At 70.7% G+C, this 17531-nt stretch carries 14 protein-coding genes and 2 pseudogenes; 6 read left to right on the top strand and 10 right to left on the bottom strand.

Features of this window, described 5'->3' with window-relative positions; translation table 11 throughout:
* The 3 genes and pseudogenes from IE262_RS07350 to IE262_RS07340 all read right to left on the bottom strand — a co-directional run.
* Complete coding sequence (locus tag IE262_RS07350) at positions 1-507, bottom strand: hypothetical protein (RefSeq protein ID WP_134032033.1); 507 nt, start codon at positions 505-507, stop codon at positions 1-3.
* A 56-nt stretch (positions 508-563) separates the two neighbouring features.
* A complete protein-coding gene (locus tag IE262_RS07345) occupies positions 564-956 on the bottom strand; it encodes a helix-turn-helix domain-containing protein (RefSeq protein ID WP_166681565.1) in 393 nt (130 codons plus the stop codon).
* 327 nt (positions 957-1283) lie between these two features.
* Positions 1284-1867, bottom strand: a pseudogene (locus tag IE262_RS07340) (MmyB family transcriptional regulator); the annotation flags it as partial.
* Positions 1868-1937: 70 nt separating this feature from the next.
* Between IE262_RS07340 and IE262_RS07335 the strand changes: the two are divergent.
* Positions 1938-2147, top strand: a complete 210-nt coding sequence (locus IE262_RS07335) for a hypothetical protein (RefSeq protein WP_189872154.1) — start codon at positions 1938-1940, stop codon at positions 2145-2147.
* Here IE262_RS07335 and IE262_RS07330 read toward each other — a convergent pair.
* Complete coding sequence (locus IE262_RS07330; RefSeq protein WP_189872152.1) at positions 2137-2934, bottom strand: site-2 protease family protein; 798 nt, start codon at positions 2932-2934, stop codon at positions 2137-2139. The two genes, IE262_RS07335 and IE262_RS07330, sit on opposite strands and share 11 nt — an antisense overlap.
* 154 nt (positions 2935-3088) lie before the next feature.
* Between IE262_RS07330 and IE262_RS07325 the strand changes: the two genes are divergently transcribed.
* Complete coding sequence (locus IE262_RS07325; protein WP_189872150.1) at positions 3089-6379, top strand: AfsR/SARP family transcriptional regulator; 3291 nt, start codon at positions 3089-3091, stop codon at positions 6377-6379.
* A 27-nt stretch (positions 6380-6406) separates the two neighbouring features.
* On the opposite strand, the gene IE262_RS07320 is transcribed toward IE262_RS07325, so the two are convergent.
* The 3 genes from IE262_RS07320 to panB form a co-directional block, all read right to left on the bottom strand.
* Entirely contained in the window at positions 6407-7213 is an 807-nt protein-coding gene (locus tag IE262_RS07320) for an ABC transporter permease (protein ID WP_134032051.1), read from the bottom strand.
* Entirely contained in the window at positions 7210-8235 is a 1026-nt protein-coding gene (locus IE262_RS07315) for an ATP-binding cassette domain-containing protein (RefSeq protein ID WP_134032055.1), read from the bottom strand. The genes IE262_RS07320 and IE262_RS07315 overlap by 4 nt, the downstream gene beginning before the upstream one ends.
* A 167-nt stretch (positions 8236-8402) precedes the next feature.
* Positions 8403-9299, bottom strand: a complete 897-nt coding sequence (gene panB / locus IE262_RS07310) for a 3-methyl-2-oxobutanoate hydroxymethyltransferase (RefSeq protein WP_189872148.1) — start codon at positions 9297-9299, stop codon at positions 8403-8405.
* Positions 9300-9540: 241 nt separating this feature from the next.
* Here panB and IE262_RS07305 point away from each other — a divergent pair, with 241 nt between their 5' ends.
* The 4 genes from IE262_RS07305 to IE262_RS07290 all read left to right on the top strand — a co-directional run bounded on the left by IE262_RS07305 (position 9541) and on the right by IE262_RS07290 (position 14671).
* On the top strand, positions 9541-11133 hold the full coding sequence (locus IE262_RS07305; RefSeq protein ID WP_189872146.1) for an MFS transporter: 1593 nt from the start codon (positions 9541-9543) through the stop codon (positions 11131-11133).
* Between the two features lie 142 nt (positions 11134-11275).
* Positions 11276-11917 carry a TetR/AcrR family transcriptional regulator gene (locus tag IE262_RS07300; protein WP_229877134.1) on the top strand — a complete coding sequence of 214 codons (642 nt, stop codon included), beginning with the start codon at positions 11276-11278 and terminating at the stop codon, positions 11915-11917.
* Positions 11918-12294: 377 nt separating this feature from the next.
* A complete protein-coding gene (locus IE262_RS07295) occupies positions 12295-13329 on the top strand; it encodes an endonuclease/exonuclease/phosphatase family protein (RefSeq protein ID WP_134032065.1) in 1035 nt (344 codons plus the stop codon).
* A 109-nt stretch (positions 13330-13438) separates the two neighbouring features.
* Positions 13439-14671: an MFS transporter gene (locus IE262_RS07290; RefSeq protein ID WP_189872144.1), complete on the top strand. Its 1233-nt coding sequence runs from the start codon at positions 13439-13441 to the stop codon at positions 14669-14671.
* An 87-nt stretch (positions 14672-14758) separates the two neighbouring features.
* Here IE262_RS07290 and IE262_RS07285 read toward each other — a convergent pair whose 3' ends face one another.
* The 3 genes and pseudogenes from IE262_RS07285 to IE262_RS07275 all read right to left on the bottom strand — a co-directional run bounded on the left by IE262_RS07285 (position 14759) and on the right by IE262_RS07275 (position 17384).
* On the bottom strand, positions 14759-15379 hold the full coding sequence (locus IE262_RS07285; RefSeq protein WP_134032071.1) for a DUF305 domain-containing protein: 621 nt from the start codon (positions 15377-15379) through the stop codon (positions 14759-14761).
* 44 nt (positions 15380-15423) lie between these two features.
* Complete coding sequence (locus IE262_RS07280) at positions 15424-16083, bottom strand: thioredoxin-like domain-containing protein (protein ID WP_134032074.1); 660 nt, start codon at positions 16081-16083, stop codon at positions 15424-15426.
* A 90-nt stretch (positions 16084-16173) separates the two neighbouring features.
* A pseudogene (locus IE262_RS07275) lies at positions 16174-17384 on the bottom strand (RNA-guided endonuclease InsQ/TnpB family protein).
* Positions 17385-17531: the final 147 nt, after the last annotated feature.

Here is a 17531-nt window from a genome sequence, read left to right as displayed (position 1 = left end):
TCAGACATGCTGCCCTTTACGGTGTTCCAGCGCGGGTGCCAGCTGGGACGTGGTTCCGGCCCCGGGCGCCAGCACGAGGGTGCGCGTCAACTCGGCCCCCAGGATCTCCGCTTCCTCCTCCGCCGCGCCCTCGTAGTGGGAACGGCCGAGGACCAGCCGGATCATGTCCGCGTCGATGGTCTCCAACTCCACCTGCGCCGCCTCCTCGTCGGCGGACGGGGCCTCCGCCAGGTGCCCGCACAGAAGGTGCGCGAGTTCATGGCAGATGATGTGGGCCTGATGCAGGCCCGAGGTCTCCTGCTCGAAATGGATCACGTCGGCGTCCGCACGGCGTTCGACGAATCCCGACGGCTCGCCCACCCGCATCCGCCGCGGAACCAGTCGTACCGGACGCCCCACCCGGTCGGCGACCGCCGCGCACAACTCCTCCACCGAACTCATCCGGGGCAGGTCCAGCTGTCTGACCATGGCCCGCATCCGGCGGCGGGTACGTCCAAGATCTCGCACATCGGTCTCCTCAGCCGACAGCCGCCAGTGCCCCAACGTCGTTTGGCGGTAGTCGGTCACGCCTCGGGGCGGCCGTCGGGCAGTCCCACCGCTCTGCGCAATTGTTCCACTACGGTGAGGGCGGCGTCCTGCATCTCGGGCGGCAGGCCGGCCGCCCGCATCGCGATGCGCTCCACCCGGGCGTCCCGGAGCGCCTCGATCTTCCGCAGGTCCCGCTCGACGGCCTGAGCGGTGGCGGAGTCGCTGAAGTAATCCAGCGGAACACCGAAGAACTTGGCGATCTTCACGGCGTTCTCCAGGCTGGGCTTCTGGACGCCCTTGCGGAGGTTCCCGATGTAGGTACCGCTCAGACCGGTCCCTTCGGCGATCTCCGAGTCGCGCCAGGGGCGGCCCAGATCCTTCGGATAGATCACCGAGATCACCCGCCGGAAGCGACCGGCGAAGTCCATGGGGTCCGACGGCTCTCCACCTTCGCCAGATCGAAGAGCCGACGCTTCTGGGTTTGGAGAATCGGAGGCCATGCGTCGGATCATAGAACTCTTCGGCCTGCGGCGGGGATCTCGTCGCCGTGATGAACTACACGATCGTTGCGGCCAGATCCGGCTAAATCACCTATCAACGACCAAAACGCTGTCGAGGATTCGCCAAGTAATCAACAGTAGTTGACTTCCCTCCGGCGCACGTACAGGATCGACCACGCCAGCGCCGGGCGCAGCTGCCCCACGGGGGTGGGCAACGGCGCCCCGCGCTGGGTGCCCCCAGTGAGCCTCGCCGGCTCACACCTGCCGCGCCGCCCCCGCGCTCATGGCGTCCGTACCCCAGCCGGCGAGCGGCCGCAGCGCCTCGGCGGACGGCGAACCCGGCTCCGCCTGGTGGATGATCAGGGCCTGTTCATGATCGTCCGGAAGTTTCATGGTCTCGTGCGACAGCGTCAGCGCGCCCACCAGCGGGTGCCGCAACCGCTTGGCACCGTGGGCTCTTCTCCGTCACCCGGTCTCCTTCGAGGATGCCCCCCGTTCAAGCGGGGGAGTTCCCCAGTCGACCGCCGAGGCCGTCCCGTTCCGGGCGAGGAAGTCGGAGCGACGGCCGGTCACATGGGCGGGGACACCCTCGATGGCCGCCAGGAGCTGACGCAGCCCGCCGCGCACCTGCTGCGGTCGGCCGGCGGTCTGCTTCTTCTGGCGCTTGGGGCTGGCGAGACGGGTGAGGTGGGCATGCTCGGCGTCCGAGAGCCGTGGGCGCGGGCGATCGAGTCGAGCACCTCCGCCGACACATCGCGCCCGTTGCCCTGCTCCAGGCGGGTGTAGTAGGGCGGCTGCGGGCATGAGGGACACTGGGTGCCGTACCACCGTCGGTGACGTCACGGCCAGTGCCGTCGTCGCCACCACTGACGTCCGACCGTCCGATTGTCCTGTCAGGAGCCGACCCCCATGCCCGCCTCGCCCGCACCCGCCCCGGCCCGGCGACTCGCCGTCTACACCCTCGCCGTCTGCCTGCTCTCCGTGGCCGCCGCCGTGGTTTCCTTCGTCCAGGGCAGCTGGCTGGGGATCGTCTGGGTGCTGCTGGCCGGGCTGTCGTCCAACATGACCTGGTACTACGCGCGGCGCGCGAGGGCGGGACGCGGCTCCGTCACGGAGTGACGCACACGTTGCTGCCCTCCTGCCAGAAGCGGTAGAGGTCCTGGCCGCAGTAGGTGTCGAGGTCGCTGATGCCCAGGCCGCGCAGCACGGCGTCGACCGCGCCGAAGAACGTGGCGTTCACCTGCGGGATCCACAGCACCGCGAACACCAGCAGCAGCCCGAACGGCGCGAGCGGCTCCACCTGGCGGCGGGCCCTGTGCGACAGCCAGGGCTCGATCACCCCGTAGCCGTCCAGGCCCGGCACCGGCAGGAAGTTCAGGATCGCGGCCGTGACCTGGAGCAGCGCCAGGAACGCCAGCGCGTAACGGAACTCCTCCGGGACCCCGCCCAGCGCGTCCAGCCAGAACGGCGCCGTGCACACCACCGCGAAGGCCACATTCGTCAGCGGGCCCGCCGCCGAGATCAGGCTGTGCCGCCAGCGGCCCCGGATGCGCCCGCGCTCGATGAACACCGCACCGCCCGGCAGACCGATCCCGCCCATGATCACGAAGAGGACGGGCAGCACGATGCTGAGCAGCGCATGGGTGTACTTCAGCGGATTGAGGGTCAGGTATCCCTTCGCGCCGATCGAGATGTCGCCGCTGTGCAGGGCCGTGCGCGCGTGGGCGTACTCGTGCAGACACAGGGAGACGATCCAGGCCGCCGTCACGAAGAGGAAGACCGCGATCCCGGGCTGCTCGGCGAAGCCGGTCCACGTGGCCCAGCCCGTGACCGCCGTCACGGCCACGATGCCCAGGAAGACAGGACTGATCCTTCGCTCGCTCCGGCGGGACGTGGCGATGGCCATGGGGCGTGCTCCCTGGTGTGGGCTGCGGTGACGGTCGACTGCGGGTCCGACCGTATCGGTGCTGTGGGGGCAACGTCCCGCGGGCGGTGTGAGGTTCCTGCGGCTCCTACGGGTCGGAAACCCGCCAGGCGGTGCCGGGCCGCCGCCGGAGACAATGGACCGCGTGCGCTACCGCATCCTCGGCACCACCCAGGCGTTCCGCCCCGACGGCTCCCCCGCTCCGGTCGGCGGGGCGCGGCTGCGTGCCCTGCTGACCGTGCTCGCGCTGCGGCCCGGGCGTACGGTGCCCGTGACCGTGCTGGTCGACGAGGTGTGGGACGGCGACCCGCCCGCGGACGCGTCCGGTGCCGTGCAGGCGCTGGTCGGCCGGTTGCGCCGGGCGCTCGGTGCGGACGCGGTCGCCTCGGCGGACGGCGGCTACCGGCTGGTCGCGGGCGCGGACGACATCGACCTCCACCGCTTCGAGCGGCTCGCCGACGAAGGCGCGCGCGCCCTGGCCGACGGTGACGCGGCGAAGGCGGCCGTGCTGCTGGACGACGCCCTGGCCCTCTGGCGGGGACCGGCCCTCGCCGACCTCCCCGACCGTACGGCCGCGGCGGCCCGCTGGGAGGCGCGCCGGCTCGACGCCCGCCGCGCCCGTCTCACCGCGGCCCTCGCCCTGGGCCAGGCCGAGCGGCACCTCCCCGAACTCACGGCGCTCTGCGACGCCCACCCGCTGGACGAGCCCCTCCAGGCCCTGCGGCTGCGGGCCCTGCGCGACGCCGGGCGCACGGCTCAGGCGCTGGCCGCCTACGAGGGCGTACGGCGACTGCTGGCGGAGCGGCTGGGCGCGGATCCCGGTGCCGAACTGAGGGCGTTGCACGGGGAGTTGCTGGGGCCCGGCGGGGTGTCGGGCGAGAGTGGTGACCCGGAGGTCTCCTCGCCCTCGCGGGGCCGGAACCCGGGGCCGGGCAACCTCCGTGCCCGGCTCACCTCCTTCGTCGGGCGGGACGCCGACATCGACGCCATCCGGGGTGACCTGACGGCGGCCCGGCTCGTGACCCTGCTGGGCCCCGGCGGAGCGGGCAAGACCCGGCTGTCGCAGGAGGCGGGGGAGGCCGTGGCCGAGAGCGTCCCCGACGGCGTCTGGCTGGCCGAACTGGCGCCGGTCGACGACCCTGAGAACGTCCCTGAGGCTGTACTCACCGCCCTCGGCGCCCGCGAGACCGTCCTGAGGGGAGCCGGCGCCGAGGAGATGCGGGCCATGGCCGACCGGCACGACGACCCGTTCAGCCGCCTCGTCGAGCACTGCGCCCGACGCCGCATGCTGATCGTCCTCGACAACTGCGAGCACGTGGTCGACGCCGCCGCCCGCCTCGTCGAGCGGCTGCTGGAGCGCTGCCCCGGACTGACCGTGCTCGCCACGAGCCGCGAACCCCTCGGCGTACCGGGGGAGTTGCTGCGCCCCGTGGAACCGCTGCCGCAGCCGTACGCACTGCGGCTGCTCGCCGACCGCGGCGCCGCCGCCCGCCCCGGCTTCGACCCCGCGGACGATCCGGAGGCGGCGGCCGAGATCTGCCGGCGCCTCGACGGACTGCCGCTCGCCATCGAGCTGGCGGCCGCCCGGCTCCGGATGCTGACGCCGCGCCAGGTCGCGGAGCGGCTCGACGACCGGTTCCGGCTCCTCACCAGCGGCAGCCGGACCGTACTGCCCCGCCAGCAGACCCTGCGTGCCGTCGTCGACTGGTCCTGGGACCTCCTCGACGAGGACGAACGGGACGTCCTGCGGCGGCTGTCGGTGTTCGCGGGCGGCTGCGACCTCGCCGCCGCCGAGGCCGTCTGCGGCCCCGCCGCGCTGGATTCGCTCGGTTCGCTCGTCGACAAGTCCCTCGTGGTGGCGACCCCCGTCGGTGACGACGCGATGCGCTACCGGCTCCTGGAGACCGTCGCCGAGTACGCCCGCGAGCGCCTCGACGAGACGGGCGCGCGGGCCGCCGCCGAGCGCGCCCACCTCACGTACTACCGCGAACTCGCCCGCACCACCGACCCGTTGCTGCGCGGCCCCGGCCAGCGCACGGCGATCGCGCTGCTGGAGCGGGAGTACGAGAACATCCGCACGGCCCTCCGCCACGCCGTCACCGAACGCGACGAGCAGGAGGCCCTCAGCCTGCTGCTGTCACTGTCCTGGTACTGGCAGATGCGCGACCTGCGCAGCGAGGCCCGCACCTGGTCCACCGAGATCAAGGAGCTCGGCCCCGACCCCTTCACCGCGCCCCCGCGCCCCGTCCCGGACCTGCTCGAACGTCCCACGGACAGCCCGCCGCCGATGAGCCCCGAGGTCCTCGCGGAGGCCCGGCGCGGGGTGCACCTCGTCCACCTCGCCTGCATGGACATGGACGTGAGGGCCTGGGAAACCCCCCAGGCCAAGGAGAAGCTGCGCGTCATCAGCGAGGCCTACCGGCCGGGTCAGCCGCAGACCTGCCGTTTCCCCGGCTCCATGTGGTTCTTCGCGGTCCTGCTCAGTGCCGACCTGGAGCGCACCCGTCAGATCATGGACGAGACCGTGAACACCAGCCGTGAGCTCGGCTACACCTGGGAGCTGGCCCAGGCCCTCCAGATGCGCGCCAACATCCTCGCCAACCGCACGGACTGGGCGGGCAGCGCCACCCGTGACGCCGAGGAGGCGCTGGAGCTGTTCACCCGGATCGGCGACGCCTGGGGCGTGGCGGAGGCGTTCTCCGCGCGCGGTGAGGCCCAGGAGCGCAGGGGCGACTTCACGGGTGCCGCCGCGGATTTCGAGCGGGCCCTGGGGCACGCCGAACGGCTGGGCGCCCGCGCCCAGCTGGGTGTCCTCAAGGCCCGTCTCGGCGGTGTGCTCATCGAGGGCGAGGACGCCGAGCGGGGCGAGAAGATCCTGTTCGAGGTGCTGGAGAACGTTCACGGCAGCACCAACGAGGCCATGCCGGCCGCCCGGCTCTTCCTCTCGACCTGGCTCGGCCGCTGCGGGCGCTTCGAGGAGGCCCGGGAGCAGATCCGGCTGCTGAGGGAGGACTTCGACGCGGTCAACTTCGTGCTCTTCTCCAGCTTCGTCACCGGAGTCGAGGGCTGGCTCGCGGCGCTGGAGGGCCGCTACGAGGAGTCCCTGGCCAAGATGCGTGAGGCGCTGGAACGGGCCACGGACCCGCTCACCCGCACCATCGCACCCCACTTCGTCTCCGTACAGCTCACCGGAGCCGCCATCGCCGTCGCCGGCGTGGACGGCGGCAGCCGGGCACGGGACGCGGCCCGGCTCCTCGGAGCCGCCGACGCGATGCTGCCGCGGGGCCACTTCTCCAGCCCTGTGGAGGCCGAGACCCGCAGCCGGGCCGAGTCCGCGGCGCGGGCCGTCCTGGACGACGCGGCGTACGAGACGGCGTACGCCGAGGGCGGCGCGCTCTCCGTGGAGGAGGCCACCGCCCTGCTCTGAACCGTCGTCCGGCCCGGTGCCCGCGCGTCAGCTCTTCGTACGGAACTTGTGGATCGCGACCGGCGCCATCACCGCGGTGATCGCCACCGACCAGGCCACCGTCACCCACAGGTCGTGTGCGACCGGGCCGCCCACCATGAGGCCGCGCGCCGCGTCGGCGAGCGTGGACAGCGGGTTGTAGTCGGTGAACGCCTGCAACCAGCCGGGCATCGACTGGGTCGGCGCGAAGATCGACGAGCCGAACTGCAACGGGAACAGCACCAGGAAGCCCATCGCCTGCACGGACTGCGCGTTCTTCAGGACCACGCCCAGGGTGAGGAACACCCACATGATCGACGAAGCGAACACCGCGGACAGACCGACGGCCGCGAACAGGCCGCCCCAGTGGTTGATGTCGAAGCCGACGAGGACGGCGACGATCATCAGCACGGCCGTCGCGAAGAGCATCCGCGCCAGCTCCACCGTGATCTTCGCGAACAGCACCGAGCCGCGCCCGATCGGCAGGGACCGGAAGCGGTCCATGACACCGGAGTTGAAGTCCTGACTGAACCCGGTGCCGACGCCCTGGGACAGCGTCATGCTCATCATCGCGATCATGCCGGGGATCACGTACTGCACGTACCCGTCCTGCCCGCCGCCCAGGGCCTGCCCGATCGAGCCGCCGAAGACGTACACGAACAGCAGGGTGAAGACGACCGGCATCAGCAGCGCGTCGAACATCGACTCGGGGTCCTGCCGGATCCACAGCAGATTGCGGCGGATGAGGGCGCCGGTGTGGCGCAGATGGCCGCGCAGCGGAATACGCGCGTCGGCTGTGGCTGTGGTGGCGCTCATACGGCGACCTCCTCGCGGGTGTCGGCGGGCACGGCGTCCTGCGGGGCACTGGCGCGATGGCCGGTGAGGGACAGGAACACCTCGTCCAGACTGGGCAGTTCGGTGGTGATGGAGCTGATCGTGAGGGAGCGCGCGGTGACCGCGCCGACCACGGCGGTCAGCTGCTCGTCGCTGAGGATCGGGACGAGCACGGCACCGCCCTCGGTGTCGACGGTCGTGGTGGCGAGCCCCGTGATGCCGAGCTCGTCGAGGGCGGAGGCGAGTGGCCGCAGGTGCTGCGGATCGGCGGGCCGCACCCGCAGCGTCCGCCCCCCGACCTTGGCCTTGAGCTCGTCGATGGCGCCGCCCGCGATGACCTTCCCGCGGTCGACGACGGTCAGCTCGGAGGCGAGCTGCTCGGCCTCCTCCATGTACTGGGTGGTGAGCAGCACGGTCACTCCCTCGCCGACCATGGCCTTGACCTCGTCCCACACCTCGTTGCGGGTACGGGGGTCGAGCCCGGTGGTCGGCTCGTCGAGGAACAGCACCTGGGGCCGCCCGATCAAGGAGGCGGCGAGGTCGAGCCGCCGCCGCATGCCGCCGGAGTACGTGCTCGCGGGCCGCATGGCGGCCTCCGTGAGCGAGAACCGCTCCAGCAACTCGTCGGCGCGAGCGCGGGCGTCCTTCCGCGGCAGATCGAGCAACCGCCCGATCATGTAGAGGTTCTCCCAGCCCGGGAGCTTCTCGTCGACCGATGCGTACTGACCGGTGAGCCCGATCACCCGGCGCAGCTGCCGGGGCTGCCGTACGACGTCGTATCCGGCGACGGTCGCCTGTCCCGCGTCGGGCGCGAGCAGGGTGGACAGAATGCGTACGAGAGTGGTCTTGCCGGCCCCGTTCGGCCCGAGCACACCCCTCACGGTGCCCTCGCGCACGTCCAGGTCGACGCCGTCCAGCGCCTTGGTCTCGCCGTAGTGCTTGACCAGCCCCCGGACGGTGACGGCCCCGTTCGGGCCGCCTGGGTTCTTGTCGTTTCGCGTCATGGGGACGACGGTGCCAGAGCCCACCGACAAACGACCGACAGCCCACCGACAACCACACCGACAGCAGCCGACAGACTGCCGACACAGCACGGTCGGACCTGCCAAAAAGCCCGGCAGCCCGCCGACGGGGGAAGATCGGCGGGCTGCGGGGGTGGTGCCGTGGTGGATCAGTGGACGGAGTGTTCCTTCTGCGGGAACGTTCCGCCGATGACGTCCTCGGCGAAGGACCGGGCCGCGCCGGCCATGACCTCGCGGAGGTCGGCGTACTGCTTCACGAACTTCGGTACCCGCCCCCCGGTCAGCCCGAGCATGTCCGTCCAGACCAGGACCTGCGCGTCCGTCTCGGGGCCCGCGCCGATACCGACCGTCGGGATGTGGAGCACGCGCGTCACCTCGGCCGCCAGCTCGGCCGGAACCAGTTCGAGGACGACGGCGAAGGCACCGGCGTCCTGCACGGCCTTCGCGTCCCGCAACAGCTGCGCGGCCGCCTCCTCGCCACGCCCCTGCACGCGGTAGCCCATCGCGTTGACCGACTGCGGGGTCAGCCCGATGTGCGCCATGACGGGGATGCCGGACTCCACGAGGAGCTCGATCTGGCGGTGGGAGCGTTCGCCGCCCTCCAGCTTGACCGCCCCGACGCCCGCCTCCTTGACCAGGCGCGTCGCCGAGCGCAGGGCCTGGACGGGGCCCTCCTGGTACGACCCGAAGGGCAGATCGCCGACGATCAGGGCACGCCGGGTGCCGCGGACGACCGCCGCCGACAGCATCGTCATCTCGTCGAGGGTGACGGGCACGGTGGTCTCGTACCCCAGGTGGCAGTTGCCCGCCGAGTCGCCGACGAGCATCACCGGAATACCGGCCTCGTCGAAGACGGACGCGGTCAGCGCGTCGTACGCGGTGAGCATGGGCCACTTCTCGCCGCGCTCCTTGGCGGCGGCAATGTCGCGCACGGTGATCCGCCGGGTGCTCTTGCCGCCGTACAGCGCCCTGCTGCTGTCGGAGGGCTTGAGCGCACCCTGTGCGGGCTGCTCGGGCTGCTTGGGGGCAGCCGGAAGCTGCGTCATCGCAACGGCTCCTTCTGTCATCTCGAGGCGCCCTCACGGCGTCCCCGGACCGTTTCCATGGTGGCACCTCGTGCCGGACCCGGCCAGACCGGGGCGGGGAATGTCTGTCACGTACGGCCGCAGGGCGGTCAAGGCGAACAAGCGATACCTGAGCCCCATGCCCTGGGCCCGCGCTTAAGGGCTCCGTAAAGGATTTCAATACGAGACGGGTCCGTATCGAAAGCCGGTTAGGGTCGTACGCATGACGTCTCCTGCTGTCCCTGCTCAGCGGCGGGTCCCGGAAGCCGTGCACAGGCGCCGCTGGGCCATCCTCGGCGTACTGATGTTGAGCCTGCTGATCGTGGTGCTCGACAACTCGATCCTGAACGTGGCCATCAAGACGATCTCCACGCCCGCGCCGACCGGTCTCGGCGCCACCCAGAGCGAGCTGGAGTGGGCGATCAACGCCTACACGCTCGTCTTCGCCGGGCTGCTGTTCAGCGCGGGGCTGCTGGGGGACCGGCTCGGGCGGAAGAAGGTGCTGCTCGCGGGGCTCGTGGTGTTCGGCATCGGGTCGGCGCTGGCGGCCCAGTCGGGTTCCCCCGCCGAACTCATCGCGTTCCGTGCCGTGATGGCCCTCGGGGCCGCGTTCGTGATGCCGGCCACCCTCGCCGTCCTGATGAACGTCTTCGAACGGGACGAGCAGGCCAAGGCCATCGGCATCTGGGCGGGCGGCGTCGGACTCGCCATCGCCATCGGGCCCATCACCGGAGGCGTCCTTCTCGACCACTTCTGGTGGGGGTCCGTCTTCCTCATCAACGTGCCGATAGTCGTCCTCGCGCTGGCGCTGATGCTGTGGCTGGTGCCCGACTCACGGGACCCGAACCCGGGGCGCGTCGACCCCCTCGGTGTCGCGCTCTCCGTCGTCGGGCTCGTCCTGCTCGTGTACGGCATCATCAAGGGCGGCCAGCTCGCCGACTTCACGAACGCCACCGTGCTCGCGACCATAGGCGCCGGACTCGCGGTGCTCGCCGTCTTCGTCCTGTTCGAGAAGCGCAGCGACCATCCGTCCATCGACGTCACCTACTTCAAGAACAAGGTCTTCTCGGCGGCCATCGGCGCCATCGCGCTCGTGTTCTTCGCGCTCATGGGCGTGACCTTCTTCTCCGTCTTCTACACCCAGAGCGTGCGCGGCTACTCGCCCCTGCACGCCGGCCTGTTGCTGCTGCCGCTGGCCGTCGCACAGATGGTGTTCGCGCCGCGGGCCCGGCTGGTCGTGGACCGGTTCGGCAACAAGGCGGTGTGTACGGCGGGGCTGTTGACCGTCGCGGCGATGCTGGCCGCTTTCACGGCACTGGAGGCGGACACGCCGATCTGGGTCCTCGAAGTGATCTTCTTCTTCATGGGGACCGGCATGGCACACATCATGACCCCGGTGAGCGTGGTCATCATGCAGGCGCTGCCGCGCGAGAAGGCCGGCTCGGCGTCCGCGCTCAGCAACACCTTCCGCCAGGTCGGCGGCGCCCTCGGCATCGCGGTCCTCGGCTCGGTGCTGTCGACGGTGTACCGCTCCGGCATCGAGGACAGGCTGCCGCCCGCCGCCCGGCACGAGGCGGGCGAGTCCATCGAGGCCACCCTCGGCTTCGCCGCGAAGCTCGGCCCCAGGGGCGAGACCCTGATCGCCCCGGCCCACGACGCCTTCCTGCACGCGATGCACGTCACCGCGCTGTTCGGGGCGGCAGTGGCCGTGTTCGGGGCGGTGGTGGTGGCGGTGTTCCTGCCGGGAAAGCCGCCACAGGCACAGCGGGAGCCCGGGGAAACGGAGTTGGTGACGGCTGATCAAGGGGATGAATAAGGGGACCAACAAGGGGACCAACAGGGCGGCCATGGTGCCGTTCCACGGACGTCAAGGGCCCAAGTCCGGGCATCGCGTGTCCCTCACGGTCGTTCAGGCGGGAGAATCGCTCCACGACGACGACACAGGGACGGAGCCGATCGTGAGTCTCGCCGAGAGCCGAGCCAGGGAAGGGGGCCAGGAGCCGGGGACCGGGAGTCCCGTCCGGGGACGCCCGCGCAGCGAGGCCGTGGAACGCTCCATCATCGAAGGGATGATGAAGCTCCTTGAGGACGGCGTGCCGCTCGCGGAGTTGTCCATCGAGCGCGTGGCGCGCACCGCGGGCGTCGGCAAGGCCACCATCTACCGCCGCTGGAGCGGCAAGGACGAACTCTTCGTCGACGTCGTGCGCGCGGCCGAACCCCCGGACCCCGTGCTCCCCGGCACCTCCGTGCGCGACGACCTCGTCGCCCTGCTGGAATCGATGCGCCGGCGCGGTCTGATGAGGCGTTCCTCGGCGATCCTGCACAACGTCCACGCGCAGATGAAGAGCAGCCCGAAGATCTGGGCCGCGTACCACGCCGTCGTGATCGAACCCCGGCGCCGCACCACCTTCGAGGTACTGCGCCGCGGCCGGGAGAACGGCGAACTCCGGGCCGACCTCGACATCGAACTGGTCAGCGATCTGTTCGTGGGCCCCATGATCGTACGCACCGTCATGCGCCCGGACGCCGCACTCGACGAGGACCTGGCGGAACACATCGTGGACACGGTCCTGGCGGGACTGCGGCCGGACGACGCGTAGCCCTTTCTCGCGATGTCCCGCGATGTCCGGCGATGTCCCGCGACTCCTCGCCGACGGCCCGTTCCCGCAGGGGTGACATTTCTCGCAGAGCCCGGCGCGGCATCGTCCTCCGGCCGGAGTTCTTCTCGACGTTTCGACGCTCCGAAGTGCGAACGTCTCCCTGAGACGACGTCACAAACCACCACCTCACCACTGCCTGGCGGTGTGCGCGTTTCGTCACAGAGGGCGTTCTCCGGCCGCCGGTTCGGAACTTCGGGAGCCGGGATCTTCGTCATCGTCCCCGTACGGCCGTCACGGGACGGCGGGAAGGCCGACGATCATCCCCTAGGGTCGTAGGCGCGGGTGACGACGTGCACGGCAGGTTGTGAGGCGACGGTATGGCGCAGGCGTACATGACGGAGACGGGCGGCGGCACGGGTGCGGGCCGTGAGCGATCCCGGTTCCGGCGCCTGTGGGGCGGCCCGGGGGGCGACCGGGGGATCTGGCGCCGCGGCATCGTGATCGCGGCCCTCGCGGTGGTTCTCGCGCTGATGATGGTGCTGCACGTGCGGATCCCCAACAGGATCGGCAACCTCGGCAGCCTCACCGACACGTTCCTGCCCTGGCTCGGGGTGTTCGTCCCGGTCCTGCTGGTCCTCGCGCTCATCCGCCGGTCCGCGACCGCGCTCATCGCCGTGCTGCTGCCCACGGCCGTCTGGCTGAACCTCTTCGGCGGGCTGGTCACCGACAAGGCCAGCAGCGGCGGTGACCTGACCGTCGCCACGCACAACGTCAACGCGGAGAACCCGGACCCGTCCGGCACGGCCCGCGACGTGGCCGCCTCCGGGGCGGACCTGGTGGCGCTGGAGGAACTGACCGAGGACGCCGTGCCGGTCTACGAGAAGGCGCTGGAGCCGACGTACAAGTACCACGAGGTGGTCGGCACCGTCGGGCTGTGGAGCAAGTACCCGATGAACGACACCAAGGCCGTCGACATCAAGCTGGGCTGGGAGCGCGCGATGCGCTCGACCGTGACGACACCGGAGGGTGAGGTCGCCGTCTACGTCGCCCATCTGCCCTCGGTGCGGGTGAAGCTGGAGGCCGGGTTCACCGCGCGGCAGCGCGACAAGAGCGCCAACGCCCTGGGCGCGGCCATCGCGGACGAGCCCATCAGGCAGGTCGTCCTGCTCGGTGACCTCAACGGCACGATGAACGACCGTGCGCTCAACGCCGTCACCGCGCAGATGCGTTCCACGCAGGGCGCGGCGGGCAGCGGCTTCGGCTTCAGCTGGCCGGCGTCGTTCCCGATGGCCCGCATCGACCAGATCCTGGTGCGGGACGCCGAACCGGAGGCGTCGTGGACGCTGCCGGCGACGGCGAGCGACCATCTGCCGGTCGCGGCACGTGTGAAGCTCGGCACATCGGGCCCCTGATCACCTGGTGGAAACCGGGGCGTCATCCGCTGGAATGCTGGGCCGGGGATAATTTGTTCCGCAGTTGAACATACGACGGAACGAAACCCTCCCTCCGAAAGGCCCATCCATGCCCCTCGCCCTGCTCGCCCTTGCCGTGGGCGCGTTCGGGATCGGTACGACCGAGTTCGTGATGATGGGCCTGCTGCCCGACGTCGCGGTCGACCTGCGCGTCTCCCTCCCCACCGCCGGGCATCTCGTCTCGGCGTACGCGCTGGGCGTGGTGATCGGTGCTCCGCTGCTGGCCGCGGTGACGGCCCGCATGCCCCGCCGCACGGTCCTGATCGCCCTGATGGCGCTGTTCGTGTTCAGCAACGCCCTGTCGGCCCTCGCGCCCGACGCGCACTGGCTGCTGGCCGCCCGTTTCCTGAGCGGGCTGCCGCACGGCGCCTTCTTCGGTGTGGGCGCCGTCGTCGCCACGAACCTGGTGGCGCCCGAGCGCAAGGCCCGTTCGGTCTCGCTGATGTTCCTGGGCCTGACGGTCGCGAACGTCGCGGGGGTGCCCGCGGCCACCCTCGTGGGGCAGCACCTCGGCTGGCGTGCCGCGTTCCTGGGGGTCAGCGTGATCGGGCTGGCGGCGATCGGCTCCCTGGCACTGCTGCTGCCCCGCGACCAGGCCCACGACGGGACGCCGGGTGGCGGCCTGCGCGGTGAACTGGCCGCCCTCCGCTCGCTGCCCGTCTGGCTGGCGCTCGGCACGACCGTCGCCGGCTTCGGCGCCCTCTTCGCCGCGTACAGCTACATCGCGCCCATGCTGACGGCGGCCGCCGGGTACGCGGAGACGAGCGTCACGCTGCTGCTGGCACTGTTCGGCGTGGGCGCGACGGTGGGCAACCTCCTGGGGGGCCGGCTCGCGGACCGCTCGCTGCGGGGGACACTGTTCGGCGGCCTGGTCTCGCTGGCCGTGGTGCTGGCCCTGTTCCCGCTGCTGATGGAGTCGGCGTGGACGGCGGCCCTCGCCGTGACGCTGCTCGGCACGGCGGCCTTCGCCACCGGCTCACCCCTCCAGCTCATGGTCATGGACAAGGCGTCCACGGCCCCGTCCCTGGCCTCCTCCGCCAACCAGGCGGCCTTCAACCTGGCCAACGCGGGCGGTGCGTGGATCGGCGGGCTGACGCTCGCCGCAGGCTTCGGGGTGACGTCTCCGGCGGTCGCGGGCGCCGGACTGGCGCTGCTGGGGCTGGCGGTCGCGGCCGTGGCGTACGCGGTCGACGTCCGGCGGGGTGCCGCCGTACGGCGGAGTGGTCCGGGGCGCCTGGTGGCGTCGCATGTCCCGCGGGGATCGGACTCGGTGGCCCGCTGAGGACACCGAAGTGCACTGAGGGACCCCGAGCCGGCGCAGGGCCACCGTGGGCGGCCCCGCGCCAGGAGGAACAGCACAGGGACCGCCCTAACGCGGCGTCGCGCCCCGCTCCTTGAGCATGCCGGTCATCAGCTGGATCTCCGACTCCTGCCCGGCGACCATGCCCTGCGCGAGCTTCTTCTCCACGCCGACCGTGCACTTGGAGACGCAGCCCCGCGCCATGTGGATGCCGCCCTTGTGGTGGTCGGTCATCAGCTGGAGGTAGAAGATCTCCGCCTCCTTGCCGCTGAGCTTGCCGAGCTTCTCCAGCTCGGTGTTGGTCGCCATGCCCGGCATCAGCGAGCCGTCCTTGCCGGAGGCCATGTCGCCCATGCCCATCCACGTCATGGGCGCGTCCGACGACACCTTCGGCAGCGCCCACAGGTCGAGCCAGCCGATCATCATGCCGCGCTGGTTGGCCTGGGTCTGCGCGATGTCGTACGCGAGCCGCCGCACGTCCTCGTCGTCGGTGCGGTCGCGGACGATGTACGACATCTCGACGGCCTGCTGGTGATGGACCGCCATGTCCCGGGCGAAGCCCGCGTCCGCGGAGTCCGCGGCGGGCACCTTCGCGGCGGAGTCGTCGCCGTCGGCGACCGCGTACGTGATCGCCCCGGCCGCGACGAGCGCCGCCGCGGCCCCGGAGGCGATCCAGACTATGTGCTTCATCTTCCCCACTGTGTCAGGCAGTTGCTGTCGGAGACCAGCAATGGCTAGGAGAGGCCGTTGGTGCAGGCCGCACCCGGCTCCGGGGTCTGCTCGCCCTGCACGTACGTCTCGAAGAACGTGCCGACGTTCGGGTCGCTCGCGCTCGTCACCGTGCGCTGGTGCCCCCACGCGGTCAGCATGAGCGGGTCCTTCTGGTCGTCGACCGGGCTCATCAGCGTGTACGGGGTCTGCTTGACCTTCTCCGCGAGCGCCTTGATGTCGTCCTCGGACGCCTCGCTGTTGTACGTCACCCAGACCGCGCCGTGCTCCAGCGAGTGCACGGCGTTCTCGTTCTTGATCGCCTTGTCGTAGACGTCGCCGTTGCAGTTCTGCCACACCGGGTTGTGGTCGCCGCCGACCGGCGGTTCCACCGGGTACGTCACGGACTTGGTCACGTGGGTCTGGGCCAGCTTGCCCTCCCACTTCTTCACCCCGTCCTTGCCGGTGACGAACTTCCCGGAGGCGGCCTTCGTGTCACCGGCGGCATCGCTGTCGTCGGACTGCGAGCGGATGAGGAACGTCCCGCCGACGACGAGGCCGGCGACGATGACCACGCTCGCGCCGATCGTGAGGATGCGGTTGCGGCGCTCGCGGGCGCGCTCGGCACGACGCATCTCCTCTATTCGCGCCTTGCGCGCCGCGGAGCTGCTCTTCTTGGCGGACATGTCGTTGAGTCCTTATGGGGATGGGACGGTCGGGTCCGCTGATCGTAATTTGAATCCTCCCCTCCCTGAAGTGCAGGGGGGATTTCTGGCTCAGGCCGCCTCCTGGAGCGGCGCTCCAGGAGGTCTTCCGCCATCGGCACCAGCCGGGTTGAGACCAGCCCGGACGAGCATGACGCGTGCGGAGTTCTTGTCGCGTGGGCAGACGGTTCCGCATGCGGTGCAGGTGTAGGTGCGCTCACCAGCGGCAGTACGTGCTTGGCTCTCGCATCGCAGTGCGCGCAGTCCATCGTGGTGTGCGCGGGGTGGACGAGGCGGATGTCCCGCCCGTGCTTGCGGCCCATCTCGATCAGGGCGGCCTTGGTGGCGCCGATGGCGGCGTCCGCGGCCTTGCGGGCCATGGTGCTCCTGGCCAGGAACTTCGGACGGAAGTCCTCCACGGCGATGGCGTCATGGTCGCGGACTACCTTCTTGGCCCACTTGCGGCCGGTGTCCTCACGCTGCCTCGCGACCTTCTTGTGTGCCTTCGCCCGCAGTTTCTTCGCCTCGCGGTAACCCTTCGATCCGGGCTGACCCTTCTTCGGCTTGCGGCGGGCCATCATCCGGTCGTACCGGGTCAGCTTCTTCTTGGCCTTCTTGCCGTGCTCGGCGTGGGGGAGGTCGTGCGCGTCGGATGTGGTGGTCGCGGTCTCCTTCACGCCCCAGTCGACACCGAGTACGCGGCCGGTCTCCGGCAGCGTCTGCACCTCGAAGGGCACGACGAAGGAGCAGTACCAGTGCCCGAGGCTGTCCTGGTACACGCGCACCGAGGACGGCTCAGCCGGCAGGTCACGCGACCACACCACCACCACGACGATGCCGCCCGCCAGGTGCAGCCGGCCGTCCTTCAACCGGAACCCGCGCTGTGTGTAGTTGAGGGTCGGCAGTGCCTCGCGCTTGGTCTTCCACTTCGGCATCCCCGCCCGCTGCCGAACCGGCAGGCCTTCCCGGATGTCCTTCTGCGCCTTGGCCCGGGACTTGCCGAAGTCACGGATGACCTGCTGCTGAGGAACCGACGAACCTCCACGCAGCCACGGCGTCGTTTTCCGGGCTTCGGTCAGCATCCTGTCGAGCTGAGCCGGGCCGCATGTCTTCTTCTCCCCTGTCGCCCTGTTGTGCAGATGCACGGCTCTGGACTTGGCGGCACATTCGTTCCACACCCACCGGCACCGGTCCCACTCCGCCAACAGGACGGTGCGGGCAGCGGACGACACGCGCAGCCGATAGGCGTACCGGGCGTGCCCAGCTTCCGCAGCCGCCCTCACTGTGTGATCTCGCCCCTCACGATCCCCGGCAGTAACGCCATGGCATTCCTGAATCCCTCCATGGGACCGTACGTGCGACCGCCACACACACGGACCCCGATCCCCTAGCGGCCACCCCAACCAGCGATCTTGGGCACGCGTGTTAGT

It is taken from the genome of Streptomyces bluensis (assembly GCF_014650715.1).
Lineage (GTDB): Bacteria > Actinomycetota > Actinomycetes > Streptomycetales > Streptomycetaceae > Streptomyces > Streptomyces bluensis.
This window is presented reverse-complemented; position numbering and strand designations above follow the sequence as displayed.

Coding starts and splice junctions, on each gene's coding strand:
- IE262_RS07335 (WP_189872154.1), top strand. CDS start 1,938: ATGCCCGCCTCGCCCGCACCCGCCCCGGCCCGGCGACTCGCCGTCTAC.
- IE262_RS07295 (WP_134032065.1), top strand. CDS start 12,295: ATGGCGCAGGCGTACATGACGGAGACGGGCGGCGGCACGGGTGCGGGC.
- IE262_RS07325 (WP_189872150.1), top strand. CDS start 3,089: ATGGACCGCGTGCGCTACCGCATCCTCGGCACCACCCAGGCGTTCCGC.
- IE262_RS07320 (WP_134032051.1), bottom strand. CDS start 7,213: ATGAGCGCCACCACAGCCACAGCCGACGCGCGTATTCCGCTGCGCGGC.
- panB (WP_189872148.1), bottom strand. CDS start 9,299: ATGACGCAGCTTCCGGCTGCCCCCAAGCAGCCCGAGCAGCCCGCACAG.
- IE262_RS07290 (WP_189872144.1), top strand. CDS start 13,439: ATGCCCCTCGCCCTGCTCGCCCTTGCCGTGGGCGCGTTCGGGATCGGT.
- IE262_RS07345 (WP_166681565.1), bottom strand. CDS start 956: ATGGACTTCGCCGGTCGCTTCCGGCGGGTGATCTCGGTGATCTATCCG.
- IE262_RS07280 (WP_134032074.1), bottom strand. CDS start 16,083: ATGTCCGCCAAGAAGAGCAGCTCCGCGGCGCGCAAGGCGCGAATAGAG.
- IE262_RS07285 (WP_134032071.1), bottom strand. CDS start 15,379: ATGAAGCACATAGTCTGGATCGCCTCCGGGGCCGCGGCGGCGCTCGTC.
- IE262_RS07330 (WP_189872152.1), bottom strand. CDS start 2,934: ATGGCCATCGCCACGTCCCGCCGGAGCGAGCGAAGGATCAGTCCTGTC.
- IE262_RS07305 (WP_189872146.1), top strand. CDS start 9,541: ATGACGTCTCCTGCTGTCCCTGCTCAGCGGCGGGTCCCGGAAGCCGTG.
- IE262_RS07315 (WP_134032055.1), bottom strand. CDS start 8,235: ATGACGCGAAACGACAAGAACCCAGGCGGCCCGAACGGGGCCGTCACC.